Raw genomic sequence first — 24,927 nt, 5'->3', positions numbered from 1 at the left:
GTCATGACCAACCCCGTGCACTACATCACCGTCACTGCCCCCGACGGCGAAGTCGTCGGATACGCCTGGGGCGATGGCACCGACGTCGAGTGGATCAACCGGAAGGCGAGCAGCAGTGCCGCCTACGACGCCGGGATGGAGTGGTACACCAAGGTCCGTGAGGCCCATGAACGTGGCCTCACCCCCCTCGGCGTCCTCGGTCTGCTCAGCCACGAACCCGGTGTCGGGCCGGTCACCGAGGCCCCCGATGTCGCCGCGCTCGAGGAACTCTCCCGCGTCGTCACCCCGGCCGACGACCGGCGCCTGCTCGCCCAGCTCGTCCGTGACGACGCTCAGGCCTGGCAGGAACTCGCCGACGCCTTCGACGCGCTCACGGACGAGGACCGGGACGTGCAGTGGGGCGGGGGACAGAAGTCGCCGAGTGGTGCCATCCAGGTGCCGTACCCCCGCTACAGCAAGCCACTGCAGCGCGCTGTCGCCTCCCTGCGCGGCATCGGCGCCGTCACGCCCGAGCACCGGTGGACGGAGAGCCCGATGCCCGAGGTGCCGCCGGACGGACGGCTGCGGCCCGCCGACGCCGTGCGTGCCGCCACCACGCTCGTGCGCGGGGAGCACTTCAGCGACGGCACGATCGCCCAGGCCGTGGAGAGCGGCCTCTTCGACGCCGTCGCCGCGTCGCTCCGGGCTTGGTACGCCGACCCTTCCATCGATCAGCCACGGACTGCCGCCCCGCCCGATGCCGAGCAGCCCTCGCCTGGCGCCGCCGAGGCCGAAGCCAAGGCCGAGGGCGACACCGCGCCTGCCCGGAACCCGCCCCCACCCATGTGCAGGTTCTGCGGAGGTTCCCCCGCGGCCGACGTCACCTTCCGTGCCCATCGCGGCCTCGTCGTCTTCATGGGGTTCAAGAGGATGGACGGGCCGATGTGCATGACCTGCGGGCTGGCCGTGTACCGGTCGCTGACGACCCACACGCTCTGCGTGGGTTGGTGGAGCCCCTTCTCGCTGTTCGTCTTCGCCCCGTTGACGCTGGTGAGGAATCTCCTCGCGGTGCGCAAGGTGAAGCAACTCCCGCCCCCGGGCCCGGGAATGCTCGGCCCGCGCTACGACCCCGGCGTGCCCGTCCACCGGCGGCCGCGGGCGTACGTCGCCTTCGTCCCCGTGCTGTGGGTGCTGTTCATGATCGTGACGGGGTTGTCGGGCGGGGTGTGAAAAGCCGTGAGAGGCGCCCGAACGCTCCCGTACCCCGGCTGTACGCGTGGCGCGTTCATGTCTTATGTTGCGGAAGCGAAGCCAGGGGGGATCCGCATGCCGCAGGAGAGGCCGCCCGGGACCGGGGCGGAGATGAGTCTGAGTGAGGTCGAGGCCGTCGCCCGTGCCGCCCACGCCGGGCAGACGGACAAGGCCGGACGGCCGTACGCCGAGCACCTGTCGGCCGTCGCCGAGGGCGTACGTGCCCGCGGCGGGGGCGATGAGCTGGTCGCGGCGGCCTGGCTGCACGACGCCCTGGAGGACGGAGTGCTCAGCGAGGAGTGGCTGGAAACAGCCGCGCTGCCGCAGCACACCAAGGATGTCGTACGGGCCATGACCAAGCGGCCGGACGAGGAGCAGGAGGCGTACGCCACCCGGATCCTGGCCGTCCCCGGCGCCCGGCTGGTGAAGGCGTCCGACCTCGCGCACAACGCCGACCCGGTCCGTCTCGCCGTACTCGACGAGCACACCGCCCGGCGGCTGAAGCAGAAGTACGCGGCCATGCGGAAGCGGCTCGGCCTGGCTCCCGGCGACTGAAAACCCAGCCCACAAGACCTCCCCGGGGAACCAACCTACCCAACCCACCCACCTACACAGGACACTTGAATGGCACGGGACTACGACAGCCAGCTGCTGGAGTCGGTGGCGGTGCGCCGGCGCCGGATGCGCGACGCGCTGCTGTTCGGCGCGCAGCGCGGTCGGCGGACGGCGGACGAGCGGTTCGGCAAGATGTTCGCGGGTATCGCGATCGCGGCCGTACTGTGCGCCGGATGCGTCGGCTGGTCCTTCCTCCAGTCCACCCTGGCCAAGCAGAAGGCCGAGCAGGAGAAGCAGCAACAGCAGCAGGAGCAGATGTACAACCCGGCGGCCGGCACCGCCCCGAGCGGCGCCGGTGACAAGGGCACGGAGAAGCGGTGAAGGGCTGTGAACAGCGGTGAGCACGGTGTGCACGGTCCGCCCGCCCATGCCGGCGAACTCCGTTGGCCGAAACGACGCGATGATAGGTTCCGGTGAGTGGTGAGCACAGCGACTTCGTTCCGGACCCAGCTCAGCAGGGTCACTCTGATCGGTGAGCGGCGACGCGCCGACATCGTGTTGCCGTCGGACACTCCGATCGGCCAGCTGCTCCCCGACATACTCCAGTTGCTCGACGACCGGGCCGCGTCCCGGCCGACCACCCGGCAGCTGATCACCTCCGACGGTTCCGCGCTGCCGCACGACGCCACGCTGTCGTCGGCGGAGGTCCCCGACGGTGCCGTGCTGCGCCTCGTACGCGCCCACGCCGCACCGCCGGCGCCGGTCGTGCACGACGTCACCGACCAGGTCGCGGACGACCTCGACCTGCGGGGCTGGCGCTGGCGTCCCGCCGTCCGCCGTACCGCCGCCGGTGTCGCCACGGTCGTGTTCGCCGTGATCGCGGCGCTGCTGGCCCGGCGCGAGTTCGCGCTGGAGTCGGTGGCCACCGGGCTGGCGCTCGGCACGGCGCTGTTCCTGGTGGCCGGCGCGGCCATCGCGAAGATCGGCGAGGGCAACCGGGGCCTGGCGACCGCGTTGTTGCTCGCCTCCGGCGGGCTCGGCCTGCTGACCGCGTGGACCGCCGCCGACGCCTACGACTGGTCCGGGACCGCCCGGCTGGCCGGTGTCGCCGCCGCGCTGGTGCTCACCCTCGTGCTCCTCGCCTACTGTTCGCCGCTCGGTCGCGGCGGACTGATCGGGGCCGGGGCGATCGTCGGGGTGACCGCCGTGTGGGAAGCCGTGGCCCTCGTACAGGACCGGGCGGACCGGATCGGTGCCGTGATGGCCGTGGTCTCCGTCATCCTGCTCGGGCTGCTGCCGCGGTTCGCGCTGATGGCCTCGGGGCTCACCGCGCTGGACGACAAGCGTTCCTCGGGCACCTCGGTGAGCCGGCACGAGGTCGCCAACGCGCTCGCCGCCACCCACCGCGGGCTCGCTCTCGCCACCGTGGTCACCGCCGCCTCGGCCGCCGCCGGCGGCTGGCTGCTGACCACCGCGAAGGAGCCGACCGTCTGGACGGTGGCTCTCGCCTCCCTCACCGCCGTCGTGCTGCTGTCCCGGGCGCGGGCCTTCCCGCTGGTCGCCGAGGTCGTGGCGCTGTTCGGCGCGGCGGGACTGCTCGTCGTACGGCTCGCGGTGCTGTGGCTGGACCACGCGGGCGGCGCCGGCGCGCTCGTCCTGCTCGGCGCGGCGGCACTGCTGCCGCTGCTGGTCCTCGCGGTGGAGCCGCCGGAGCACGTCCAGGTACGACTGCGGCGGTTCGCCGACCTGATCGAGTCCCTCGGCGTGATCGGGCTGTTCCCGCTCGCCATCGGGGCGTTCGGCATCTACGGGCAACTGCTCGACAAGTTCTGAGGCTGCTGAGGCTTCGAAGACCAGACGCCGCCGCGCCGTCGCTCAGGGCGGGCCGACGAGGCGGCGGCGTAGCAGGAGAGAAGGGCGACATGCCGAACGGGGACAACTGGCAGAGCGACGTGCTGCGCGACCTGAAGGGCGGCGCGGCCCAGCAGCGCATCCCGCAACCCCCACAACAAGGGGGCGCGCAGCCGGAACAGCAGTCACAGCCGCCTGAGCAGCAGGGAGCTCAGCCCCAGCAGCAGGGCGCCCAGCCCCAGCAGCAGGGCCAGGCCCCCGCCTACGGCTACCCGCAGCAGGCCGCCCCCGGCCGGCCGCAGCAGCCGTACGCCGAACAGGCCTACGGCTACCCGCAGCAGGCCGCCCCTGCCCAGCCGCAGCAGCCGCAGCAGCCGTACGGCTACCCGCAGCAGGGTCACCCCGCCCAGCCGCAGCAGCCGTACACCCAGCAGCCGTACGGCTACCCGCAACAGCCGTACGGCGACCAGCCCACCGCCCACCCCCAGCAGCAGCCCTACGGCGACCAAGCCGCCGCCTACGCCCAGCAGCCGCAACAGCCCCAGCAGCCGCACCAAGCCCAGCCCCAGCCGCACCAGGCATACCCCCAGCAGCAACAACCCCCCGCCCAGTCCCGGCAGACGCAGGCGCAGGCCCACGCCCCCGCCCCCCGCGCCCGCTCCCCCCGCGCCACCCCCGACTCCCGCCCGGTCGTCGACAAGAAGCTCGCCTCCGCGGGGCTCGGCCCGCGGCGCGGGGAGCCGTTCAGCGCCCGCGCGCTGCGAGCCGTACGCCGGACCGTGTCCTCCTCGGCCGCGCGTGAGGTCGCCGAGACCACCGCGACCGCCGAGGTGCTGCAGCAGCCGGTGACCACCGGCCGGCAGATCGCGGTGACGTCGATCCGCGGCGGCTCCGGCAAGACGACGATCGCCGCGCTGCTCGCCACCACGTACGCGCACTACCGCCAGGACCCGGTGCTCGCCGTCGAGGCCGACCCGGCGCTCGGCTCGCTGCCGATCAGGCTCGGCGCGGAGAGCCTGCGGTGGACCACCGGGGACCTCGCCGATGTCGTCGAGCCGCAGATGACGCTGCTCGACGTCACCGGCTACCTGGTCAAACTGCCCGACAACGCTTGGCTGTTGCCCGGCAGTCAGGGGCAGGTCGGGGCGATGCTCGACACCCGGGCGTACGAGCGGGTCATGGTGTCGATGCGCCGCTACTTCGGGGTGACCGTCGTCGACTGCGAGACGATGCCCGCCGAGGTCGCCCGTACCGCGCTGTCCGCCGCGCAGGGCCGCATCCTCGCCGTGCCGGCGACGCTGGAGGGCATCGCCAGCACGCACGCGGTCCTGCAGTGGATGCGCGGGCTGCCCCGGGACATCACGACCACGACCGTCGTCGTCCTCACCGAGACCGTGCCGCACACCGGTGTCGACCTCGGCAAGGCCGCGGCGCAGCTGAAGGAGACCGGGGCGAGCGTGCGCGTGCTGCCGTACGACCGGCATCTGGCGGCGGGCGGCGTCATCCGTACCGAACTGCTCGCGCGGGACACCCGTCAGGCGGCCACCCGGCTGGCCGCGGAGGTCTTCCAGCTCTCGCAGAAGAGCCGCTGAACCATCCCCGCACGAAGGGATTTCGAGGACCACTGAGGACAGGGCATCAACGATGAGCACCCGACTGATCCACCGGCCGGCCCGCACCACCCGGCCCCCGGCCTCCCCGGAGCCGCGCACCATCGAGGCGCCGCCCAACCTGCCCGAAGGCAAGGCGGGCTCCATAGCGACCTCGCTGCTGCCCGTCGCCGGTGTGATGTCGTCCGTCGTGATGATGACGGTCGTGCGCAACAGCCAGTTCGCGGGGCTGGGCGCGATCATCCTCGTCGTCACCATCGCCGGCTCGATGGTCATGGTCTTCTCCCAGCGCGGCAAGGCCCAGCGCACCCGCCGCACCCAGCGCGAGGCCTACCTCGCCTACCTGGAGGACATGCGGGAGGAACTGTCCAAGGAGGAACGGGAGCGGCGCGAGAGCGTCCAGGTGCTCAACCCGCCGCCGGACGCGCTGTACGACATCGTGCGCGACCCCGCCCGGCTGTGGGAGCGGCGCCGGACGGACGCCGACTTCCTGCGGGTGCGGGTCGGCACCGGTGAGATGCCGGTGCGCGACCTGAAGGTGGGCCAGCCGAGTTCCTCGGTGCTCACCCCGCCCGACCAGTTCATGCTGAACGAGGCGTCCGCGCTGGTGTCCCGGTTCGGCAACGGCACCGAACTCCCGCTGACCGTCCCGCTCGACCGGGTCGGCAACATCAGCGTCATCGGCAGCCGGGAGGACACGCTGCGGGTGGCCCGCGCGCTCCTCGTCCAGGCCGCCGCCACCCACGCGCCCGACGACGTGGCGATGGCGCTGGCCGCGCCCGGCGACCGGATCGCCGACTGGGAGTGGGCCAAGTGGCTGCCCCACCTGCTCGACAGCGAGCAGTTCGACGGCCCCGTCGCCGCCCGCCGGATCGCGCCCTCGCTGCCCCAACTGGCCCGCCAGATCGGCCCCGAGCTGCGCCGCCGCGCCTCCTACGCGGCCGAGGTGCGCCGCGGTCTGTCCGGCAAGGACGCCCTCGCCATGACCTCCCGGCTGCTGGTCGTCGCCGACGGGCACGGTCAGGACGCCGTGGACCTGCCGCGCCCGGACGACGCGGTCGGGCTGCGGGACATGAGCATCACCGTGCTGCATCTGCTGGACCAGCGGATCCAGGAACCGGGCAGTGTCGGCGTACGGATCACCGTCGACGGCGATCAGATCGTCATCGAGGACCTGCGGATGCCGGAGCCGATCAGCGCCCACGGCACCGTCGACGAGATCGGTTTCCCCTTCGCCGAGGGCCTCGCCCGGATGCTCGCCCCGATGCGGCTGTCCGCCGAGTCGATGGTCGACGCCCCGCTCACCGGCCCCGTCGACTTCGCCGAACTGCTCGGCATCGACGACGTCGCCGACCTCGACCTGAACCGGATGTGGGCGCCGCGCGGTGAACGGGCCTTCCTGCGTGTGCCCATCGGCATCAGCGACTCCCACGAGCCCGTGCTGCTCGACCTGAAGGAGTCCTCCGAGCTCGGCATGGGCCCGCACGGCCTGTGCGTCGGCGCCACCGGCTCCGGCAAGTCGGAGCTGCTGCGCACCCTCGTCCTCGCCCTGGTCGCCACCCATCCGCCGGAGGACCTCTCCCTGGTCCTCGTCGACTACAAGGGCGGCGCCACCTTCGCCCCCTTCGCGGACCTGCCGCACGTCGCCGGTGTCATCACCAACCTGGAGAACCAGGCAGGCCTCGTCGAACGCGTCCACGCCTCCCTGGCCGGCGAGGTCAAGCGCCGCCAGCAGGTGCTGAAGAACGCGGGCAACGTCGCCGACATCGGCCACTACGCCGCCCTGCGCGCCGAGAAGCGCCCCGACCTGGACCCGCTGCCGCACCTGTTCGTGGTGATCGACGAGTTCGGCGAACTCCTCACCGCCAAGCCGGACTTCATCGACCTGTTCCTGTCCATCGGCCGCATCGGCCGCTCCATCGGCGTCCACCTGCTGCTGTCCAGCCAGCGCATCGAGGGCGGCAAGCTCAAGGGCCTGGACACCTACCTGTCGTACCGGCTCGGCCTGCGCACCTTCTCCGCCGACGAGTCCCGTACGGTCCTGGACACCACGGACGCCTTCCACCTGCCCCCGCTGCCCGGCTTCGGCTACCTCAAGGTCGACACCAGCCACTACGAGCGGTTCAAGGCCAGCTACGTCTCCGGCGCCTACAGCGGCCCCGTGCAGCGCGACGCCGAGGACACCGGGCCGATGGCCCTGGAGTACGAGGCGTACAACACGATGGGCCAGGACGAGGGTTCGGACGCCGACGAGCCGAAGATGCGGCGCAGGGAGACCGGGCCCACCGAACTGGGCGTCCTCATCAACCAGTTGGAGAACGCCGGCGCCCGCTCGGTGCGCCAGATCTGGCTGCCGCCACTGCCCTCCGCCGTCCCTCTCGACAAGGTCGCCGGGCCGGTGGAGGTGGGCGCACGCGGCATGCAGCTCGCCAAGCGGCGGGGCCCGCTCCAGGTGCCGCTGGGCATCCTCGACGACCCCACCAAGCAGTGGCAGGGCCAGTGGTACCTGGACCTCACGCTCTCCGGCGGCCACGCCGCGATCATCGGCGGCCCGCAGTCCGGCAAGACCACCCTGCTGCGCTCCCTGGCCCTCTCGCTGTCCCTGACGCACACCCCGCAAGAGGTCGGCATCTACGGCCTCGACCTGGTCGGCGGCGGCCTGCAGGCCCTGTCCGGGCTCCCGCACGTCGGCGGGGTCGCCGGCCGCGCCGACCGCGAACGCGCCGCCCGCACCATCGACTCCGTACGCGCCATGCTCGACCAGCGCGAGGAGCTGTTCCGCATCCACAACATCGACTCGCTGGAGCAGCTGCGTACGCTCCGCTCCGCCGGCCGGGTGCCCGAGCTGGCCTCCACCGAGATCGTGCTGCTCATCGACGGCTTCGGCGCGCTGCGCGACGACTTCGAGAACCTCGACGACGCCGTCGTCGACATCCTCAAGCGCGGCGGCGGCTACGGCATCCACGTCGTCGCCGGCATGCTCCGCTGGAACGACGTGCGCATCGCCACCCAGTCCCAGTTCGGCACCCGCGTCGAGCTGCGCCTGAACGACCCCAGCGAGTCCAGCATCGACCGCAAGCTCGGCGAGACCCTCTCCCCGGAGGAGAAGGGCCGCGTCCTCACCGACGGCAAACTGTTCGCCCAGGTCGCCCTGCCGCGTGTCGACGGCGTCGCCGACACCGCCGACCTCGGCGCGGTCCTGGAACACACCGCCCGCCAGCTCCGCGCCACCTGGACCGGCGAGGTCGCCCAGCCGGTGCGGGTCCTGCCGCACGTCCTGGAGCCGGAACTGCTGCCCGGCCCCGCGGCCGAACCGCGCCGCGTCCCGATCGGCCTCGACCAGACCCAGCTGGCGCCCGTCCTGCTCGACCTGTTCCAGCACGACCAGCACCTGATGATCATGGGCGACAGCGAGTGCGGCAAGACCAACCTGATCAAGGCGATCGCCCAGGGCCTGATCGAGCGCTACGGCGACGACGAGCTCGTCTTCGGTGTCTTCGACCCGCGGCGCGGCCTGCGCGGCGCCATCCCGGAGGAGTACCGGGGCGGCTACGCCTACAACTCCAAGCTCGCCGCCGGTCTCGCCGCGGGCATCGCCGGCGAGCTGGAGAAGCGGCTGCCCGACGAGAGCGCCGACACCGAGGACCTGGAACCGGGCAGCTTCTCCGGCCCGCGGATCGTGATCCTCGTCGACGACTACGACGTCCTCACCACCGCCGGCCAGCAGCCGCTCGCGCCCTTCGTGCCGTACATCCCCTCGGCCGTCGACATCGGCCTGCACTTCATCCTCACCCGCCGGGTCGCGGGCGCCTCCCGCGGACTGTACGAGCCGATGCTGCAGGGCCTGCGCGAGTCCGGCTCCTCGGCGCTGGTGATGTCGGGCGACCGCAGCGAGGGCCAGCTCTTCCCCGGCGTGTACGCCAGCGCGCAGCCGCCCGGCCGAGGAGTGCTGGTGCGCAGGGGTCAGTCCAGCCGGCTGATCCAGACCGTCTACACGGGGACCAGGTGAATCCATGACGAAGGACGTCATCACCCTCACGAAGAAGATGCCCGACCCCCTGAGCGTGATCGCGGGTCTCCTCTCCGGCGGCCCGGACCGACTCGTGGGCACCGAGGGAGAGGGCGCCGTGGTGCAGCTCTGCGACGAGCAGGGCCGCCCGCTGGTCTCCGTCGAGGCGCCCCTGCTTGTGCAGGTCAGGGGTGAGGCGGAACGGCTGCTCGGGGCGAGCGCGCCCGAGGTGCCGTACTGGTGGACCGAGGCCCGCGCAACGACCGGCGTGAAGGAGGCCGAGCAGCTCGCCGGCACCTTCGCCGCCCGGCTCGCCACCCTGGTGGGCGGCACCGCCTGGCCGCGCGAGGTCGCCTGGTCGCTGGCCGTGGTCGACACGGACGGCATGAGCGTGGCACCGGTCCCGGCCGCCGCCCAGCCCGCCGTCGACGTCCTCACCGACAAGGTCGCCGTCATCATCCAGGACCGCCCGGTGGTCGCGATGACCGCCTGGCTCTCCGACGCCTTCCGCGCCGCCGCGAACGCCGAACTCGGCCTCCAGATCGTCACCCCCGCCGGCACCCGCCTCTCCCCGGCGGTCCGCGCGAGCCTGCCCGGCTGGCCCTCGCGCTGGGTCGTGCAGGACGAGCGGGACGGCTACTACGACGGCCTGTCCGGAGCCGTTCTGGAGTGGAAGAACGGCTTCTTCGCCACCGTCGTGCCCCCGGACGCGACCCGCGAGGACCCGCGCACCCCGCTCGCCGCCACCTTCCAGGAGGGCGCCACCGCACAGGGCGACACCGGTGAACGCCAGCTGGCCATCTCCTTCCGCACCGTCCACCCCGCCGACGACCGCCTCGTCCTCGGCGGCGCCGTGGAATCCGTATGGCGGGAGATCACCGGCGAGCCCCCGTCCGGCTGGGGCACCGAGGAACCCGCCAACCTCCCCTGGTCCCTGCGCCAGTTGACCGACGTGGCGTACGAGCGCTCGCCCGCGCCGACCTGGCTGGTCGTCGTCGGCACACCGGAACGCCCCGGACTCGCGACCGTCCGCGTCACCCGGACCAAGGGCGGCGTCGAGGAGGACGTGACACTGGCCTTCGGGTACGGCCCCGGGGAGCAGGTCCCGACGGACGCCGTCCAGGCCGCCGCGGAGGCCCTCGCCACCCGGCACGACCTGCAGTCCATGCTCGTCCAGATCCGCAGGGCCCGGCGCGACCTCTCCGTCCCGCCCCACTTCGAGGGCCCCGGTGTGCCGTACGCCTTCGTCCTGGGCGCCGAAGAGGTCCGCACCATGCCCGGCGACCGCGCCCGCCGCACCCCGCTCGCCGAGGCCCCGCGCGAACTGGGCCCACGGACGCGGCCCGCGCTGTACTACCCCCTGCCGGGGGATCCGTCGGACCTGTCGGGGTGGCAGGACTTCGAGCGGCTGATGAGGCATTTGAAGGGCGAGGGGTGAGCGGGTGAGGGCTGAGGGGCGGCATGCTCCGCACCGGCCTGGGAACACGACCGACCGGGAAGTACACGCCGAGGCGTGCGCTTCCCGGTCAGGTCGGAGAACTGGTCGGTGAGCCGGGTGACTAGGCGCTGACCTTCTCGCGCTCGGGTGCGCCCTGCCCGGTCTTCTCACGCCTGTGTGTGACGTCGGCGGAGTCCGGCTTGAAGGCCCACTCCATCGTCGGCTCCATCGCGAACCGGAAGACCCGGCGCACCGGCGAGGTGCACAACAGGGTCACGGCGGCGGCCGCGAGGACGCTCAGGAAGATCTCGCCGAGCGGACGCTCCAGCCAGGCGTGGTCGAACCAGCCTCCGTACTCCCCGCCCTTGATCAGGAAACCGTGCAGCAGATAGCCGTAGAGCGTGCCCGCGCCGAGCGCCGTGAACCACATCTTCCGGCCCGGAACCCAGGCGAAGAAGCAGGCGGTCAGCAGCAGCGAGCAGCCGAACAGCGCGAGGACCATGACCGGCCCGGACCACCAGGGCGCGGCCAGCTCCTGCGCGGCGGCCCGGTGGTAGAACCACCCCGTCTTCATCCGGGGCACGGCCCACCAGCCGACGACCAGCGCGGTCGCGAACGCCGGCACCGACAGGACGCGTACCGAGCGGCGGCGCACCAGCCGGAAGTGTTCGGGCTTCATGTACAGGCCGAGCACGAAGAACGGCAGGAACTGCAGCACGCGTTGGAGGTCGAGGTCGTCGCCGATCTCCGGGCTGACGGACGCCAGCATGGCGATGCCGAGGGCGATCGGCAGGGGCCAGCGCACCAGCTTCCAGATCGGCGTGGTCAGCCGCCAGATGAACAGCGCGCACAGGAACCAGGTCAGATACCAGGGATCCAGCAGGCTGATCTCCTGGTCGGGCGCGTGATCGACGTAGCGCTTGAAGAGGGAGTAGGCCGTCTCGAAGACGACGTACGGCACGACCACACCGGTCAGCAGCCGCTTGAGCCGGTCGGCGCGCAGGTCGAAGCTGCGCGAGAAGAAGCCGGAGATGATGATGAACGCCGGCATGTGGAAGGTGTACACGACCGTGTAGAAGCTCTGCAGGATCCGGCTGTCGCCCTTGACGGGCTCCCAGGAGTGGGCCACGGCGACGAGAACGATCGCCAGGTACTTGGCGTTGTCGAAGAACGCGTCGCGCTGTTTGCCGGGCCGCTCGCCGGCGCCGGCCGTGGCGCGGGAAGAGGCCTGTTCGCTGTGCTGGTTCTGCGGCGAGCGCGGACTCGGCACTCCGTCCGCCGACGGCTGGGTCGGGGGGAGCGGCGCCCGGTTCTGGCCGTGCGGTCGCAGCGGATTCGTCACAGGGACCTCGCTGCGCTTTCGGGGGACGAGGCGGCGTGGAACATCTGAGGCACCTTAGCCCCGGCTGTGCGTTTTCGTAAAACCTGGGAAGTCGTTCCTGATTAACGTTTTCGCATACTCGCGTTTTCCCGAAGTTCGGGCCGCCGCCCGCGTGATGACCGACACAGGGCAGGCGCTTCCGAGCCGCACCATATCCAACCCACTTGTCGCGATTCATCCGTACTAAACGGTGCATGGTCGGCATGCCGTACAGGTCACCTCTGCCTGCTCAGGCCGACCACCCGAATTCGCCGCGAAAACGGCGTACATGGTGTGTGGACACGGAAACGATCGGGCCGAATGTTCTGTGCCGGTGCCCCGTCGAATTGCCGTGCGAAAGCCGGGGAGGAAGCCCGTCCGGGCCCGTGGCCGCGTGGTGATCCGGGGCAGTCATGGCCAACGTTGGGTCACGTGCCGCATATGCGGGCCGCGTTGGTGGCACGATGGTTCTGGCGGGGGTGCGCGGGGCTGCATCCCCGGGCCGGGAGAGCGGACCGACCGAGGGTGTGATCAGTTGTGGCCATTTCGCTGTCAGTGGTGCTTCTGTTGGGGATCATCATGGTGGTGCTGATCCGGGGTGGCTCCATCAAGGCCGGCCCCGCCGTAGTGGCCGTGCTCTTCGGCTTCTTCCTCGCCTCGACCGGCATGGCCGACGACATCCAACGGTTCCTGAACTCGATAGCGGAGACCATCAACTCGATCCAGTTCTAGGCGCGGCGCGTCCTCCCGGTTCCGGACGTGTCCCCTCTCGTCCGCCGCCGAACCGACCTCGCCCGACCGCACACGACAAGCGGTCGCGCGTGACGCCGAAGACCTCCGCCAGCCGCCGGAGGCCGCCTGAGCCGGCGAGACGCCGGCCTCAGCGCATCTGAGACGCTCGCCGACGTTTCCGTGGGGCCCCGCCCGTCGCCTTTCGATCGGGGCACGCAGGGGCACGTGTGGCCCCCGAAGCGTGCCCGGTCACCGAGGAGCCGGCATCCGCGCCGGCACCGTCACCTATGCTCCCGATGATCACGTGCGGACGGTCCGAGGGACTTCTGCACGCGGGGGGCACGCCGGACTGGACAAGCCCCGGAAACGACCAGGGCCAGGCGGAGGAGTGATCCTCTGGCCTGGCCCTGAGCCGTATGGAGCGGGCGACGGGAATCGAACCCGCGTAGCTAGTTTGGAAGATCGCGTACGCGGATGCGCTCTGAGCTGGCAAAGTGGTGAGCTGCGGGTTCCTGCCGTCAGCGCCGTGGTTCCCCGTTGCTCCCTGCTCGTTGCCGACCGTACGGGCACGCAAAGGGCACGCGTGCTCCTCCAGTTAGACGCGGTGCAACAGTAGGGCTGCCAGCCCCGTCAGGGCCGTGATCAGGCTGGCGAAAGCTGTGATCAGTGCTGCCGTGTGGTGGCCGCCGGAGGGTGGCTCGCTGGTTTCCCTGGGTGTACTATTCCGCGTAACCCATATTCCATGGCGTACGCCATAGGGTTGGGGGGAGCGTGGGCGGTCCTCGGGCATGAGGATCCTTTCGCTTCGCTGGATGCCGTGGGCACGTTGGAGTCTTGGAGGATTCCGTGCCACACGGCAATCAGGTGTGTCCTGATTACGCGAGAGTGTAGCTGAGTTGGCCGTGCGGCCCCACAACTCTCGTTACCAGCAGTCTTCTTCAGCCCACCACTCACCTTCAGCTTCCATCCCGTCCGCCGTCGACCCACACACCGTGGAGCGGACGTGGTTCATGGCGTCCAGGTGGAGCGCGCCACTGTACGAACGACCTGGACGCCATGGGCCGCGTCTGCTCGGCTCTGCCTGGGTCGACGGCGGACGGGATGGAAGCATCTCCTCGCACGCCCCTACGTGCCTGTACTCGGCAACGGCGCCCCCTCCATCCCGGTGCCGGCCGATCCCCCGCCGGAGGCATCATCCTGTGCTCGCGGGTGACGTCCCGTCCTTGCCCGCTTGCACGTAGCGCGCCGCCGGGCGCGGCCAGCCGGGGCGAAGACAGAGGCAGGCCGCGCCGCAGAGGCGGCGCGCGCCCGCGCCGTGCGCGGGCCTTGATGAAGTAGGGAAAGTTCTACCGCACACGGAGCTTGCTCCGCTCGATCGTGGGCTGTCGGCTCCTTGCTGGCCTCGGCTAACGTTCAGTCCATGCCTTCTGCATTGGACACGCCCCAGGGTGCGGCGGAACTCGCCGAGTCCCTGCTTCCTCCGCTTGGGAACCGCTGGCTGCACACTCAGGCCGTGGCTGCTCGTGCCGAAGAGGCTTCCGCGGCTGTGTCCGAGACTGACCGGGATCTCCTTGTCGCCGCCGCGTGGCTTCACGACATCGGCTACGCGCCCGAGCTGCGGGACACCGGGTTCCACCCACTCGATGGTGCCCGCCATCTGGAAGCACTCGGTGCGCCGGCACGTCTCGTGCGGCTGGTCGCCCATCACTCCGGGGCGGTGTACGAAGCTGAGCAGCGCGGGCTGTCGGCAGAACTAGCCGTCTACGACCGGGAAGACTCTCCGGTTCTGGATGCGCTGATTTTCGCGGACATGACGACCGGCCCCGCCGGGGAGTCCTTCGACTTCGATGTTCGTATCGATGAGATCCTCGTGCGCTACGAGCCGGGCAGCGAGGTTCACAACGCGATCAGCAAGGCACGGCCGTACCTCAAGGAGGCGGTCGAGCGGACGCGGGCCCGCATGGTTGATCAGCCGATGTAGGGCTTTGCCCGATCGGACAAGCCGTGCTCGATGCGCATCCGCATGGACGGGTGGATGTTCAGCTCGTCCAGCCTGCTCGGGTCGACGAACGCCACTTCCTTGCTCTCGCTGCTGGTACGCAACTCGCCGCCGGTGATCCGGGCCGTGAAGCAGATCGAGAACTGTTGGCGGACTTCGCCGTCGTCGTAGGCCATGACGTGGCCGGGGTCGGTGTAGAGGCCGACCAGGCCTGTCACCTCGACGTCGAAGCCGGTTTCTTCCTTGGTCTCGCGCACTGCTGCATCCGCGACCGATTCGCCGACGTCAACGCCGCCGCCCGGCAGGGCCCACAGGTTGTTGTCGGTCTTATGGATGAGCAGGACCTCTCCATCCTCGTTGCGCGCAACGGCGGTAACCGAGGGGACGATGCTGTTCGCCTTCGGGGCGTTCGGATCGTTGATGTAGTCGACGCGGGCCATGCCTCCAGCCTCGCACGACGGGCCCACAGTTGGACTACGCGGTCCGGCCCCGCTCCCACGTGTAGTCGAAGCTCCGCATGTAGTGCCGGAACGTGCGGGCGCCTGGGATGTAGCGGAAGTGCAGTACCGGGTTCTGCCCGGCGGGAGCTCCGAGCACGTGCGGGTTCACCAGCACGTCGTCGTCGAACCGGTAGATCGAGTTGTAGAGGATCGTGTCGTGCAGCCGGACGTCGACGCCCGGTGTCTTCATCGCCGGTTCGAGGTAGCTCCGGGTGATCCGGGCACGTGCCGCCAGGCCGTCCCCTATGCCTTCCTCTTCGCCGCGCTTCCGGACCATCTCCGAGTCAGGGTCGCCGAGGAGGACACGTACCTGGGCCCCCGCCTTGGCTTTCTCGGCCAACTCGTACGGCAGGTCCGGATGGTTGTCGAAGAGGAACAGTCCCGCGTACACGAGGATGTCCACCTGGTCCGCCGCCCTTTCGATGAGCGATGACCACAGCGCGGCCGGCACCGCGCCCCGGTGCGGGTAGTACGTGATCAGCTCGGACGTGCTTGCCGTCTCGGCCTGCTTCTCGACGGTTGGCCACAGGTAGACCTCATCCACGCCGAGGAAGCTCGCGGCCTTCCAGCGGTGGCCCCGGTGAGGCGTGCGGTTGGTCGTGATCCAGCGCTCCACGCTCTTGGGATCGACCCCGACGTGCTCAGCCACGGACTGGATGGTCTCGCCCTTCGCTGAAATCGCCGCGCGCAGACGCTCGTTCGCCATGGCTTGCCCTTCCTCGGACGTCTCGGGGACGTTTTGACGATAACTCAGACGTCCCCAAACGTCCATACGGGCCGTGATGTGTCCATCCCCTCTCGCGGTCTCCTGGTCTCACCGACGGGAGTCGGTCAACAGACGCTCTACAGCTAAGGACAAGACGATGCGTCAGATCCCCGTGGACACCACTGGCGCGACCGTGATGGTCGCTCAGCCCCCGCAGAAGAAGGTGGCCGACCGCAAGACCGGTCAGGTGGCCGTGGACCGAGACAGCGGCGACACGCTGTGGACGGTGGACGTGCTGTTCGTCATGAACGGCAATGCTGAGGTCGTCACCGTGGCCGTGCCCGAGCCGGGCATCTCCGCTGAGCTGACCATGGGTACCCCGGTCGCGCTGACCGGTCTGGTGGCTCGGCCGTGGGAGAACGAGTTCAACGGCCAGAAGCGCCACGGCATCAGCTTCCGCGCGGTCGCCGTGACCTCGCTGGCCGCCGGTGCCTCGAAGCCGAAGGCGGCCTGACCATGACCTGGTTCATGGTCGCTCTGGTGCTGGTCGTCGCTGCCGCAGTGATCCTGCGGTGGCGGCGCCCCGCCTGGTACTGGCTGACCTTCGGCGTCACCCTCGCCACGTTGCGGATCCTGGTCCGATACGCCTCGGTCATGGACGCCTGCGGCCTGACGGTCCCGCCCTCCCGATGGCGCCTCACCCTCGCCCGGATGACCAACCGTCCGGCACCCGAGTCCCGTCCGCCGCGCATCCTGCGTATCCGCCCGACCCGCACCGGCCTGGTCCTGCGACTGGGCCTGCGCCCCGGACAGGATGCCTTCGACGTCTCCGCCGCAACGGACCGGCTGCGCCACTCCTTCGGGATGTACGGCGTCACCTCTCGCGAACTGTGCTCGGGTGTCGTCGAAGTGCGGATGACGGGCTACGACGTCCTCAAGCGGGTGCAGATGCCCGCCAGGACCGACGCCCGGCCGATGCGGGTCCCGGTCGCCCTGCGCGAGGACGGCTCGGTCCACTACCGCGACTACCGGGCCGTTCCACACGGGCTGACCCTGGGCGCCACGGAATCCGGGAAGTCCGTCTACCAGCGCAATCTGGTGGCCGGACTCGCCGCCCAGGACGTCGCCCTGGTGGGCATCGACTGCAAGCAGGGCGTCGAACTCTTCCCGCTCGCCCGCCGCTTCTCCGCCCTCGCCGACAACCCCGACACCGCCCTCGATCTCTTGGAGGCGCTCGTCTCGCACATGGAGGACGTCTACCAGCTCATCCGCGCCCAGCAGCGCATCAGCATCAGCACCCCGGATGCGGAGATCGCCGCCGACATCTGGGACCTGCCCGCCGACCTGCGACCGGTCCCGGTCGTGGTCCTGGTCGACGAGGTCGCCGAACTCGCCCTGTTCGCCACCAAAGACGAGGAGAAGCGGCGGGACCGCATCATCACCGCCCTGGTGCGCCTGGCCCAGCTCGGCCGCGCCGCCGGCATCTATCTGGAGATCTGCGGGCAGCGCTTCGGCGCCGAACTCGGCAAGAGCATCACCATGCTCCGCTCCCAGCTCACCGGCCGCACCGCCCACCGCGTCAACGACGAGACCTCCGCCAACATGGCCTTCGGCGACATCTCCCCGGACGCCGTCCTGGCCGCCGTCCAGATCCCCACCGACATGCGCGGCGTCGCCATCGCCGGGGACTCCTCCGGCGGCTGGGCCCGCATCCGCGCCCCGCACACCACGCTGCGCGAGGCCGTGAACATCTGCAACAAGTACGCCGACCGCGTTCCGGACCTGCCCGCTCTGGCGGCCTACCGCCCCGCGGTTGCCCCGCTGCCCCCGGCCCGCGTGCCGCTGTCCAAGACAGCGCCCGCCACCGCCTGACCCACCCCGTCCCACCGGTCGGCGTGACCGTCTCGCGCCAGGTCCCTACCCCCGCCATGCCTCATCACCGGAAGGAGCCGTGATGGCCCGCCCCGCCCTCCGAGTCGACGCCGTGCTCGTCCAGGCCGTCATCGCCGGGGCACTGTCCTTCGCCCACCTCCACGACCTCGCCGCCGCTGCCGGACAAGACGGCTGGAAAGCCTGGGCCTACCCCATCAGCGTTGACCTGCTCCTGGTCGCGGCCTGGCGGCGGCTGCGCTCCGATGGCCCGTCCCGGCTGGCCTGGTGCTGGTTCGTGATCGCGCTGGTGGCCTCCCTCGGTGCCAACGTCGCCACCGCCGGATTCCTCAACCTCGGTGACGTCCCGGCCTGGCTGCGGATCCTGGTCGCCGCCTGGCCCGCCCTGGCCTTCATGGGCGGCACCCTCCTCGCCCACTCCACCACCGACCACCCGGCACCCGAAGTGCCGGCCACTCCGTCCGGCCCCGACCCGGTCCCTTCACCTGAGCCGGAAGCCATCCCGGCCCCTGTGACCGAGGCCGAACAAACCCCCGCGCTTCCGGCCGCTGAACCCGTCCCGACGCCGGAGCCTGCCACGGCTGCTCCCGCTGCTTCGGTCCCGGCTGCGCTGGTCGACCACGCCCGCAAGGTCGCCGACGACCACCACGTCCGCACCGGCACTCGGATCGACACCGACACCCTGCGCGCCCGCCTCGGCGTCCCGCCCCAGCTGGCCGACGCCATCGCCGCCCAACTCACCTGACTCGAAGGGAGAACCACCGTCATGCCTGCCCGCGATCACTTCCACTCCGTCATGCGGATCGGCCCCGTACAGATCGGCACCCACCGCGACCGCCACGGCCGTACCAAGCACGCCGCCGTGTGCACCAACGACCGCTGCGGCTGGTCCGCCGACTACTCCAGCCAGTCCGCCGCCCAGCTCGCCGCCCGCACCCACCGCTGCACCGCCCGATAGGAGGCCACCACCCATGGACGTCCCCCTCTGGTTCGCCCTCGCCGCCGTCGGCTACCTCGGCTGCAAGCTGATCCGCCCGCCGCTCTGGCTGGTCCTGGTGCTCCTCCTCGGCGGCTACCTCATCGCCGACAGCCTCCTCGCCCCCGTCATCGACACCGCCATCAAGTAGGGAGATCCGCCATGCTCCGCCCGAAGATCCCCACCATGCCCACCCCGACCGGCCGCGTCTCCCAGCCCGCCGTCGTCGAGCCGACCTCCGTCGTCCAGCACACCCCCGCCACGACCACCCCGGTGGCGCAGGCCCCCTCGTCCCGGTCGACGATCCAGCTCACCCCGGGGTCCGTCCTCGCCCTCGTCGGCGGCGGCACCGCCGTGGTCCTGGTCGTCGGCACCGTCCTGGTCTCCATGCTCCTCGCGGTCGCCGTCACCGCCGCCTCGGTCGCCGTCTGCGCCCTGGTCATCCGCTCGCTCGCCGCCTCCCAGCACCGCCGCTGAACGGTCCTGGGGGCGACGCACAAGCCGCCAAGCACGCCGCCGCCTCTGGGACCGCGTTCCGGCAGCCAACCGCCATCGCCAAGGAGAACGCCGTGGACCTGAACACCACCGTGAGCATCGTGCCGTTACTCGGCTGGGCCGTGCACGGCGGCATCCTCGCCCGCCGCCTCGCCTCCGCCCGCCGCGACCCGCTCACCGGCCTGCACACCCGAGCCGGATGGACCGCCCGCGCCGAAACCCTCATCCGCCGGCACCCGGACGCGGCCGTCCTCCTGGTCGACCTCGACCACTTCAAGACCCTGAACGACACCCACGGCCACGCCGCCGGAGACGCCGCCCTCATCGAGACCGCCGCCCGGCTGCGCGCCTGGTGCGGACGCAACGGCATCCCCGGTCGCCTGGGCGGAGACGAATTCGTCGCCGTGATCCGGGACCTTGCCGCCGCCGACCTCGACGCGCTCACCACCGCACTCCACCAGCCGGTGCACTACGACGGCATCCCGCTGCCGCTGGCCGCCTCGGTCGGCGCCTGCCCCATCGCCGACCTTCCGGTGCCCACCCTCACCGACGCGCTCGCCGCCGCCGACGCCGCCATGTACGCCGCGAAAGGCCGTGGCCGCCGGGGCTCCCGCACTGCTCTCTGACCGGCCACCGGGTGGCGCACAAGCCGCCAAGCACGCCGCCACCCGGGGCCGTTCCTTCCAACCGCAATCGAAAGGAACCACCATCATGGCCCACCCCACCCCGCGCCCGGCGAGGATCTGCCCGGCCTGCGACGGCTTCCCCTCCGTCGCCGTCACCCTCGGCGGCCGCGACCACCGCGGCCACCTGCGCACCATCACCGCGCACTGCCCGGCCTGCCAGGGCACCGGCACCGCCCCCACCCACCGCACGCGGGAGGGCGCCCGTGCCTGAGCAACTGCTCGACCCGACCACCCTCGGCGACCTGCTGAGGGTGGCTTCGGCGTCCGACTACGACCGCTGGGCAGACCAGATCCGCCGCACGGGAGGCTGCGCCGACCCCATCCACCTGACCGGCTGGACCCTCACCAAGGACAAGACCACCGGCGAGACCCTGCACCACTACTCCACCGAGAACGAACCTGGCGGACGCCTCCGCCTCGCCTGCGGCAACCGCCGCGCCTCCCGCTGCCCCTCCTGCGCCTTCACCTACGCGGGTGACACTTACCACCTCATCCGCGCGGGCCTGGCCGGAGACGACCGCCGCGACGTCCCCGCCACCGTCCGCGATCACCCCCGCGTCTTCGCCACCCTCACCGCCCCCTCCTTCGGCCCGGTCCACAACCGCCCCGACCATGGCGTCTGCCGCTGCGGCACCCGCCACCCCGCCGACGACCCCGCCCTCGGCACCGCCCTCGATCCGATCACCTACGACTACGCGGGCGCCGTCCTCTTCAACAACCACGCCGGACAGCTCTGGCAGCGCTTCACCAACCGGCTCCGCCGCGAGATCGCCGCCCGCGCCGGACTCACGCAACGGGAGCTGAAGGAGGCAGCACGGCTTTCCTACGGCAAGGTCGCCGAGTTCCAAAAGCGCGGCGCCCTGCACTTCCACGCCGTGATCCGCATCGACGGCCCGGAAGGACCCGAGACGGCTCCTCCGGCCTGGGCAACGGGCGACCTGCTCGCCGACTCGATCCGCGCCGCCGCCGCGCACTCGTACACCTCGGTCTCCGTGCCGGCCGTTTCAGACCAGCCCGCCCGCACCTTCCGCTGGGGCACGCAGCTCGACGTCCGGCCAGTGAAGGCCTTCGGTGACGGCTCCGACATCACCGAGCAGGCCGTCGCCTCCTACGTCGCCAAGTACGCCACCAAGGCCGCCGAGAACACCGGCACCCTCGACCGCCGCATCGGCGAACTCTCCGAACTCGACCGCCACGGCGTGCCCGACCACACCCGCCGCCTCATCGAAGCGTGCAAGGTCCTCGATCCGCTCTACCCCGACCGGCGCCTGTGGGCCTGGGCTCACATGCTCGGCTTCCGTGGCCACTTCAGCTCCAAGTCCCGCCGCTACTCGACCACCCTCGGCGCCCTCCGCCAGGCCCGCGCCGACTTCCGCGCCGCCCAGGAACGCGAAGCCCTCGGCCTCGAGGACCGCGAGCCGGACACCGTCCTCGTCCTCGCCGACTGGCAATACGCCGGACACGGCCACACCCCCGGAGAATCCGCCCTCGCCGCCACCATCGCCCGCGACCTCCAGCTCAACCGCGAAACCACCCGCGAAGCACTTGCAGACCTGCGCCTGGAAGGAGAGCAAGACCATGAATGAGCGGTACCTCAGCGTTGATCAGGTTGCCGAGATCCTCGGCACGACCGTGCGCTTTCCTCGGCGCCTGATCGAGGAGCGTCGCATCACCTATGTGAAGGTCGGTCGACACGTCCGCATCCCCGAGAGCGCCATACGGGAGTTCATCGACGCCAACACCGTTGCGCCTTCCGCACGGCGGCTGAGGAGCGTGGCCTGATGGCGGGTAGGAAGCGGTCGTTCGGCCGTGTGCGCAAGCTGCCCTCTGGGCGCTATCAGGCTCGCTACCTGGCACCTGATGGCACTGACCGCCCGGCGCCCCACACCTTCCGTACGAAGCGGGAAGCCGATGACTGGCTGGCCGAGCGCCAAGCCGAGCTGCGAGCGGGGGACTGGACAGACCCGGATGCCGCCAGAGTTCCTTTCGGATCGTACGCGGCTACCTGGATCGTTGAGCGGGGCATCAGCGCTTCGACTGCTGACCTGTACCGGTCGCTCCTGCGGAACCACCTTGCGCCGACCTTCGACAAGGTTGCGTTGGCCGACATCACTCCGGCCATGGTGCGGGCTTGGCGGGTAGCTCGTTTGGACGCAGGTGCCGGCGCCTCCTCGGTGGCCAAGTCGTACGCGCTCCTCCGCGCCGTACTCATGACTGCCGTGGACGACCAACTCATTCGGCGCAACCCCTGCCGGGTCAAGGGCGCGAGCGTCGCACCCACGCCGGAGCGACCCACGGCGACGGTTCAGGAGGTGTACGACATCGCGGGGGTGATTCAGCCCCGGTATCGCGTTCTCATCCTCCTGGCGGCCTTCACGGGGCTTCGCTGGGGCGAGCTGATCGGTCTGTGTCGTCGTGATCTCGACCTGGACACGGGAACACTCCGCGTCCGCCGGAACGTGGCCGAACTCCACAGCGGCAAAAGACTGCTGAAGGAACCGAAGAGCGCTGCCGGAAAGCGCACCGTGGCGATACCTGCCGTGATCGTTACCGATCTGGCTACGCATCTTGCGGTATTCGCCGAGCCGGGGCCTGACGGCCGGGTCTTCGTCGGGGCCAAGGGGGCGACTCCGCGCCGGAACCACTTCAACAAGCTGTGGCGCAAGGCGTGTGATCAAGCTGGCATCAAGGGCCTTCACTTTCATGATCTCCGGCACACGGGGAACACCCTCGCTGCTGCGACCGGTGCGAGCACACGTGAGCTGATGACCAGGATGGGCCACAGCACGGCCCGTGCTGCGCTGATCTACCAGCACGCCACGGCCGAGCGAGAGCGGCTGATCGGTCAGGCTGTGAGCGCCGTCGTCGAGCAGGCTCGGAAGAATGATTCGAAGTCGAACGGGCACGCAGCGGGCACGTAGGCCGAAACGAAGATCGGAAATGCATCAGGGCCAGGCGGAGGAATGTTCCTCTGACCTGGCCCTGAGCCGTATGGAGCGGGCGACGGGAATCGAACCCGCGTAGCTAGTTTGGAAGACTAGGGCTCTACCATTGAGCTACGCCCGCGAGGCGCACCGCAGATCGGTGATCGCGGCACAGGAGGCATCGTAGCGGGTCGCCCCGCCTCATCGCACACCCCGTTAATGCGGGGGCCCGCGCCGCCTGCGGGCATGTACCCTACGTGTCGCACCAGCACGGGGTGTGGCGCAGCTTGGTAGCGCGTCCGCTTTGGGAGCGGAAGGCCGTGGGTTCAAATCCCGCCACCCCGACCATGGACCGGCCGTCCCCGGCCGTCACCGGTCACGTACGCGGTCACCTCGGGTGATCGCGTTCCGTGATCGCCTTTGGGGCCGTGTCGCCGCTGCCGTTACTATGCAAGCTGCACGCCCGTGTGTCTCTCCTTACGAAGTCCTCCGGGCGGCGAATCCGCCGGAGCCGTTCTGGCTCCGGCAGAACCCAAGCAGTCAGCCACAAGGAGACCGAACCGTGAAGAGCGCCGTGGAGACCCTGAACCCGACTCGGGTTCGGCTCACTGTCGAGGTGCCCTTCGAGGAGCTCAAGGACAGCCTCGACGCGGCGTACAAGAAGATCAACCAGCAGGTCACGGTGAAGGGCTTCCGCAAGGGCAAGATCCCCGCCCGGGTCATCGACCAGCGGTTCGGTCGTGGCGCCGTACTGGAAGAGGCCGTCAACGACGCGCTTCCGAAGTTCTACACCGACGCGGTCAACGAGGCCGACCTCAACGTCCTGGGCCAGCCCGAGGTCGACATCACCGAGCTGAAGGACGGCGAGACGCTGAACTTCACCGCCGAGGTCGACGTCCGCCCGGCCCTCGAGATCCCGGACTACTCCGGCATCGAGGTCGAGGTCGACGCGGTCGAGGTCAGCGACGAGGACGTCGACAAGGCCGTGACCGAGCTGCGTGAGCGCTTCGCGTCGACTTCCCCGGTCGAGCGTGCCGCCGAGGACGGCGATGTCGTCACCATCGACCTGGAGGCCAAGGTCGACGGCGAGGTGCTGGAGGACGGTGTCGCCAGCGGCGTCTCCTACACCATCGGCTCGGGCGAGCTGCTGGACGGCATCGACGACGCCGTGAAGGGCCTGGAGGCCGGTGGCGAGGCCACCTTCGCCTCCGAGCTCAAGGGCGGCTCGGCGGCCGGCAAGGAGGCCGAGGTCACCGTCAAGGTCACCCAGGTCGCCGCCCGCGAACTGCCCGAGCTGGACGACGAGTTCGCGCAGCTCGCCTCCGAGTTCGACACCCTCGAGGAACTCCGGGCCGACAGCCGCAAGCGCCTGGAGAACATGAAGCAGTACGACCAGGCCACGCAGGCCCAGGAGCGCGTCCTGGAGAAGCTGCTGGAGCTCGTCGAGGTGCCCGTCCCGGAGAAGCTCCTCGAGGACGAGATCAACACCCGCAAGCACAACCTGGAGCACCACCAGCTCGGTCAGATGGGCCTCGACCTCGAGAAGTACCTCGAGATCCAGGGCAAGACGGCCGAGGAGTTCGACACCGAGACCAAGGAAGCCGCGGTCAAGGGCATCAAGACCCAGTTCGTCCTCGACGAGCTCGTCAAGCAGGAGAAGCTCAACGTCAGCCAGGAGGAGCTCACCGAGCACCTCATGCGGCGCGCGGCCTCCTCCGGCATGTCCCCCGACCAGTTCGCCCAGGCGGTCGTCGAGGGCGGCCAGGTCCCGATGCTGGTCGGCGAGGTCGCCCGCGGCAAGGCCCTGGCCGTCGTGGTCGAGAAGGCCACGGTCAAGGACACCAACGGCGAGATCATCGACCTGGAGGACGACGAGGAGGAGGAGACGGAGGCCCCCGAGGCCGCCGCCGACGCCACCGAGGACACCCCTGCCGAGGAGAAGACCGAGGAGAAGACCGAGGGCTGA

General features: G+C 70.5%; 24 protein-coding genes and 2 tRNA genes. 22 read left to right on the top strand and 4 right to left on the bottom strand.

Annotated elements, in window-relative coordinates:
- The first annotated feature begins 3 nt into the window (after positions 1 to 3).
- The 7 genes from ACIBK3_RS23040 to ACIBK3_RS23010 all read left to right on the top strand — a co-directional run bounded on the left by ACIBK3_RS23040 (position 4) and on the right by ACIBK3_RS23010 (position 10,693).
- A complete protein-coding gene (locus ACIBK3_RS23040) occupies positions 4 to 1,209 on the top strand; it encodes a DUF6508 domain-containing protein (protein WP_399368188.1) in 1,206 nt (401 codons plus the stop codon).
- A 132-nt stretch (positions 1,210 to 1,341) separates the two neighbouring features.
- Complete coding sequence (locus ACIBK3_RS23035) at positions 1,342 to 1,785, top strand: HD domain-containing protein (RefSeq protein WP_399368186.1); 444 nt, start codon at positions 1,342 to 1,344, stop codon at positions 1,783 to 1,785.
- 69 nt (positions 1,786 to 1,854) lie between these two features.
- Positions 1,855 to 2,166 (top strand): hypothetical protein, encoded by a 312-nt coding sequence (locus ACIBK3_RS23030; RefSeq protein ID WP_399368184.1) that lies wholly within the window; start codon positions 1,855 to 1,857, stop codon positions 2,164 to 2,166.
- A gap of 96 nt (positions 2,167 to 2,262) precedes the next feature.
- Entirely contained in the window at positions 2,263 to 3,618 is a 1,356-nt protein-coding gene (gene eccD, locus ACIBK3_RS23025; RefSeq protein WP_399368182.1) for a type VII secretion integral membrane protein EccD, read from the top strand.
- Between the two features lie 89 nt (positions 3,619 to 3,707).
- Complete coding sequence (locus ACIBK3_RS23020) at positions 3,708 to 5,228, top strand: hypothetical protein (RefSeq protein WP_399368180.1); 1,521 nt, start codon at positions 3,708 to 3,710, stop codon at positions 5,226 to 5,228.
- A gap of 52 nt (positions 5,229 to 5,280) precedes the next feature.
- On the top strand, positions 5,281 to 9,255 hold the full coding sequence (eccCa, locus tag ACIBK3_RS23015; protein ID WP_399368178.1) for a type VII secretion protein EccCa: 3,975 nt from the start codon (positions 5,281 to 5,283) through the stop codon (positions 9,253 to 9,255).
- Positions 9,256 to 9,259: 4 nt separating this feature from the next.
- Complete coding sequence (locus ACIBK3_RS23010; protein WP_399368175.1) at positions 9,260 to 10,693, top strand: DUF6177 family protein; 1,434 nt, start codon at positions 9,260 to 9,262, stop codon at positions 10,691 to 10,693.
- A gap of 121 nt (positions 10,694 to 10,814) precedes the next feature.
- Here the strand turns inward: ACIBK3_RS23010 and ACIBK3_RS23005 are convergent, their stop codons facing one another.
- Positions 10,815 to 12,035: an acyltransferase family protein gene (locus ACIBK3_RS23005; protein ID WP_399368173.1), complete on the bottom strand. Its 1,221-nt coding sequence runs from the start codon at positions 12,033 to 12,035 to the stop codon at positions 10,815 to 10,817.
- A 555-nt stretch (positions 12,036 to 12,590) separates the two neighbouring features.
- Between ACIBK3_RS23005 and ACIBK3_RS23000 the strand changes: the two genes are divergently transcribed.
- Positions 12,591 to 12,785, top strand: coding sequence for a hypothetical protein (locus tag ACIBK3_RS23000; protein ID WP_030675302.1), 195 nt, complete (start codon positions 12,591 to 12,593; stop codon positions 12,783 to 12,785).
- A 1,420-nt stretch (positions 12,786 to 14,205) separates the two neighbouring features.
- Positions 14,206 to 14,766: an HDIG domain-containing metalloprotein gene (locus ACIBK3_RS22995; RefSeq protein ID WP_399368172.1), complete on the top strand. Its 561-nt coding sequence runs from the start codon at positions 14,206 to 14,208 to the stop codon at positions 14,764 to 14,766.
- Here the strand turns inward: ACIBK3_RS22995 and ACIBK3_RS22990 are convergent.
- Positions 14,754 to 15,224 carry an NUDIX hydrolase gene (locus ACIBK3_RS22990; protein ID WP_399368170.1) on the bottom strand — a complete coding sequence of 157 codons (471 nt, stop codon included), beginning with the start codon at positions 15,222 to 15,224 and terminating at the stop codon, positions 14,754 to 14,756. The genes ACIBK3_RS22995 and ACIBK3_RS22990 overlap by 13 nt on opposite strands.
- Positions 15,225 to 15,258: 34 nt before the next feature.
- Entirely contained in the window at positions 15,259 to 15,990 is a 732-nt protein-coding gene (locus ACIBK3_RS22985; RefSeq protein ID WP_399368168.1) for an XRE family transcriptional regulator, read from the bottom strand.
- Between the two features lie 157 nt (positions 15,991 to 16,147).
- Between ACIBK3_RS22985 and ACIBK3_RS22980 the strand changes: the two genes are divergently transcribed.
- The 11 genes from ACIBK3_RS22980 (at position 16,148) to ACIBK3_RS22930 (ending at position 22,958) form a co-directional block, all read left to right on the top strand.
- Entirely contained in the window at positions 16,148 to 16,504 is a 357-nt protein-coding gene (locus ACIBK3_RS22980) for a hypothetical protein (RefSeq protein ID WP_399368166.1), read from the top strand.
- A 2-nt stretch (positions 16,505 to 16,506) separates the two neighbouring features.
- Positions 16,507 to 17,862 (top strand): FtsK/SpoIIIE domain-containing protein, encoded by a 1,356-nt coding sequence (locus ACIBK3_RS22975; protein ID WP_399368164.1) that lies wholly within the window; start codon positions 16,507 to 16,509, stop codon positions 17,860 to 17,862.
- An 82-nt stretch (positions 17,863 to 17,944) separates the two neighbouring features.
- A complete protein-coding gene (locus tag ACIBK3_RS22970) occupies positions 17,945 to 18,625 on the top strand; it encodes a DUF2637 domain-containing protein (protein ID WP_399368162.1) in 681 nt (226 codons plus the stop codon).
- Positions 18,626 to 18,646: 21 nt separating this feature from the next.
- On the top strand, positions 18,647 to 18,838 hold the full coding sequence (locus ACIBK3_RS22965; protein WP_143614700.1) for a mobile element transfer protein: 192 nt from the start codon (positions 18,647 to 18,649) through the stop codon (positions 18,836 to 18,838).
- 13 nt (positions 18,839 to 18,851) lie between these two features.
- Positions 18,852 to 19,007, top strand: a complete 156-nt coding sequence (locus tag ACIBK3_RS22960; protein ID WP_399368159.1) for a hypothetical protein — start codon at positions 18,852 to 18,854, stop codon at positions 19,005 to 19,007.
- An 11-nt stretch (positions 19,008 to 19,018) separates the two neighbouring features.
- Positions 19,019 to 19,333, top strand: coding sequence for a SpdD-like protein (locus ACIBK3_RS22955; RefSeq protein ID WP_399368157.1), 315 nt, complete (start codon positions 19,019 to 19,021; stop codon positions 19,331 to 19,333).
- 92 nt (positions 19,334 to 19,425) lie between these two features.
- Positions 19,426 to 19,977: a GGDEF domain-containing protein gene (locus ACIBK3_RS22950; RefSeq protein ID WP_399368156.1), complete on the top strand. Its 552-nt coding sequence runs from the start codon at positions 19,426 to 19,428 to the stop codon at positions 19,975 to 19,977.
- An 85-nt stretch (positions 19,978 to 20,062) separates the two neighbouring features.
- Positions 20,063 to 20,248, top strand: coding sequence for a hypothetical protein (locus tag ACIBK3_RS22945; protein WP_399368154.1), 186 nt, complete (start codon positions 20,063 to 20,065; stop codon positions 20,246 to 20,248).
- Complete coding sequence (gene repSA, locus ACIBK3_RS22940; RefSeq protein WP_399368152.1) at positions 20,241 to 21,623, top strand: replication initiator protein RepSA; 1,383 nt, start codon at positions 20,241 to 20,243, stop codon at positions 21,621 to 21,623. Before ACIBK3_RS22945 ends, repSA begins: the two co-directional genes overlap by 8 nt.
- Positions 21,616 to 21,819, top strand: coding sequence for an excisionase family DNA-binding protein (locus ACIBK3_RS22935; RefSeq protein WP_399368150.1), 204 nt, complete (start codon positions 21,616 to 21,618; stop codon positions 21,817 to 21,819). The genes repSA and ACIBK3_RS22935 overlap by 8 nt, the downstream gene beginning before the upstream one ends.
- The gene (locus ACIBK3_RS22930; protein WP_399368149.1) at positions 21,819 to 22,958 is read left to right on the top strand and encodes a tyrosine-type recombinase/integrase; all 1,140 of its coding nucleotides are present in this window, start codon (positions 21,819 to 21,821) and stop codon (positions 22,956 to 22,958) included. The genes ACIBK3_RS22935 and ACIBK3_RS22930 overlap by 1 nt, the downstream gene beginning before the upstream one ends.
- 71 nt (positions 22,959 to 23,029) lie before the next feature.
- Here the strand turns inward: ACIBK3_RS22930 and ACIBK3_RS22925 are convergent.
- Positions 23,030 to 23,103 (bottom strand) — tRNA-Gly (locus tag ACIBK3_RS22925).
- A 129-nt stretch (positions 23,104 to 23,232) separates the two neighbouring features.
- Between ACIBK3_RS22925 and ACIBK3_RS22920 the strand changes: the two genes are divergently transcribed.
- Positions 23,233 to 23,309: transfer RNA gene (locus ACIBK3_RS22920), tRNA-Pro, on the top strand.
- Between the two features lie 214 nt (positions 23,310 to 23,523).
- Positions 23,524 to 24,927, top strand: a complete 1,404-nt coding sequence (gene tig / locus ACIBK3_RS22915; RefSeq protein ID WP_399368147.1) for a trigger factor — start codon at positions 23,524 to 23,526, stop codon at positions 24,925 to 24,927.

It is taken from the genome of Streptomyces sp. NPDC050287, assembly GCF_044459385.1.
Taxonomy (GTDB): domain Bacteria; phylum Actinomycetota; class Actinomycetes; order Streptomycetales; family Streptomycetaceae; genus Streptomyces.
The sequence above is the reverse complement of the archived record's forward strand: the minus strand, read 5'-3'. Positions and strand labels throughout refer to the sequence as shown.

What these genes read in the sequence shown, in the direction of transcription:
- ACIBK3_RS23020 (WP_399368180.1), top strand. Translation starts at nt 3,708, where the DNA reads ATGCCGAACGGGGACAACTGGCAGAGCGACGTGCTGCGCGACCTGAAG.
- ACIBK3_RS22945 (WP_399368154.1), top strand. Translation starts at nt 20,063, where the DNA reads ATGGCCCACCCCACCCCGCGCCCGGCGAGGATCTGCCCGGCCTGCGAC.
- ACIBK3_RS22995 (WP_399368172.1), top strand. Translation starts at nt 14,206, where the DNA reads ATGCCTTCTGCATTGGACACGCCCCAGGGTGCGGCGGAACTCGCCGAG.
- ACIBK3_RS23030 (WP_399368184.1), top strand. Translation starts at nt 1,855, where the DNA reads ATGGCACGGGACTACGACAGCCAGCTGCTGGAGTCGGTGGCGGTGCGC.
- ACIBK3_RS22955 (WP_399368157.1), top strand. Translation starts at nt 19,019, where the DNA reads ATGCTCCGCCCGAAGATCCCCACCATGCCCACCCCGACCGGCCGCGTC.
- ACIBK3_RS22975 (WP_399368164.1), top strand. Translation starts at nt 16,507, where the DNA reads ATGACCTGGTTCATGGTCGCTCTGGTGCTGGTCGTCGCTGCCGCAGTG.
- ACIBK3_RS22990 (WP_399368170.1), bottom strand. Translation starts at nt 15,224, where the DNA reads ATGGCCCGCGTCGACTACATCAACGATCCGAACGCCCCGAAGGCGAAC.
- ACIBK3_RS22965 (WP_143614700.1), top strand. Translation starts at nt 18,647, where the DNA reads ATGCCTGCCCGCGATCACTTCCACTCCGTCATGCGGATCGGCCCCGTA.
- ACIBK3_RS23010 (WP_399368175.1), top strand. Translation starts at nt 9,260, where the DNA reads ATGACGAAGGACGTCATCACCCTCACGAAGAAGATGCCCGACCCCCTG.
- ACIBK3_RS22985 (WP_399368168.1), bottom strand. Translation starts at nt 15,990, where the DNA reads ATGGCGAACGAGCGTCTGCGCGCGGCGATTTCAGCGAAGGGCGAGACC.
- eccCa (WP_399368178.1), top strand. Translation starts at nt 5,281, where the DNA reads ATGAGCACCCGACTGATCCACCGGCCGGCCCGCACCACCCGGCCCCCG.
- ACIBK3_RS22970 (WP_399368162.1), top strand. Translation starts at nt 17,945, where the DNA reads ATGGCCCGCCCCGCCCTCCGAGTCGACGCCGTGCTCGTCCAGGCCGTC.
- ACIBK3_RS22930 (WP_399368149.1), top strand. Translation starts at nt 21,819, where the DNA reads ATGGCGGGTAGGAAGCGGTCGTTCGGCCGTGTGCGCAAGCTGCCCTCT.
- ACIBK3_RS23040 (WP_399368188.1), top strand. Translation starts at nt 4, where the DNA reads ATGACCAACCCCGTGCACTACATCACCGTCACTGCCCCCGACGGCGAA.
- ACIBK3_RS23035 (WP_399368186.1), top strand. Translation starts at nt 1,342, where the DNA reads ATGAGTCTGAGTGAGGTCGAGGCCGTCGCCCGTGCCGCCCACGCCGGG.
- ACIBK3_RS22935 (WP_399368150.1), top strand. Translation starts at nt 21,616, where the DNA reads ATGAATGAGCGGTACCTCAGCGTTGATCAGGTTGCCGAGATCCTCGGC.
- ACIBK3_RS22980 (WP_399368166.1), top strand. Translation starts at nt 16,148, where the DNA reads ATGCGTCAGATCCCCGTGGACACCACTGGCGCGACCGTGATGGTCGCT.
- ACIBK3_RS22960 (WP_399368159.1), top strand. Translation starts at nt 18,852, where the DNA reads ATGGACGTCCCCCTCTGGTTCGCCCTCGCCGCCGTCGGCTACCTCGGC.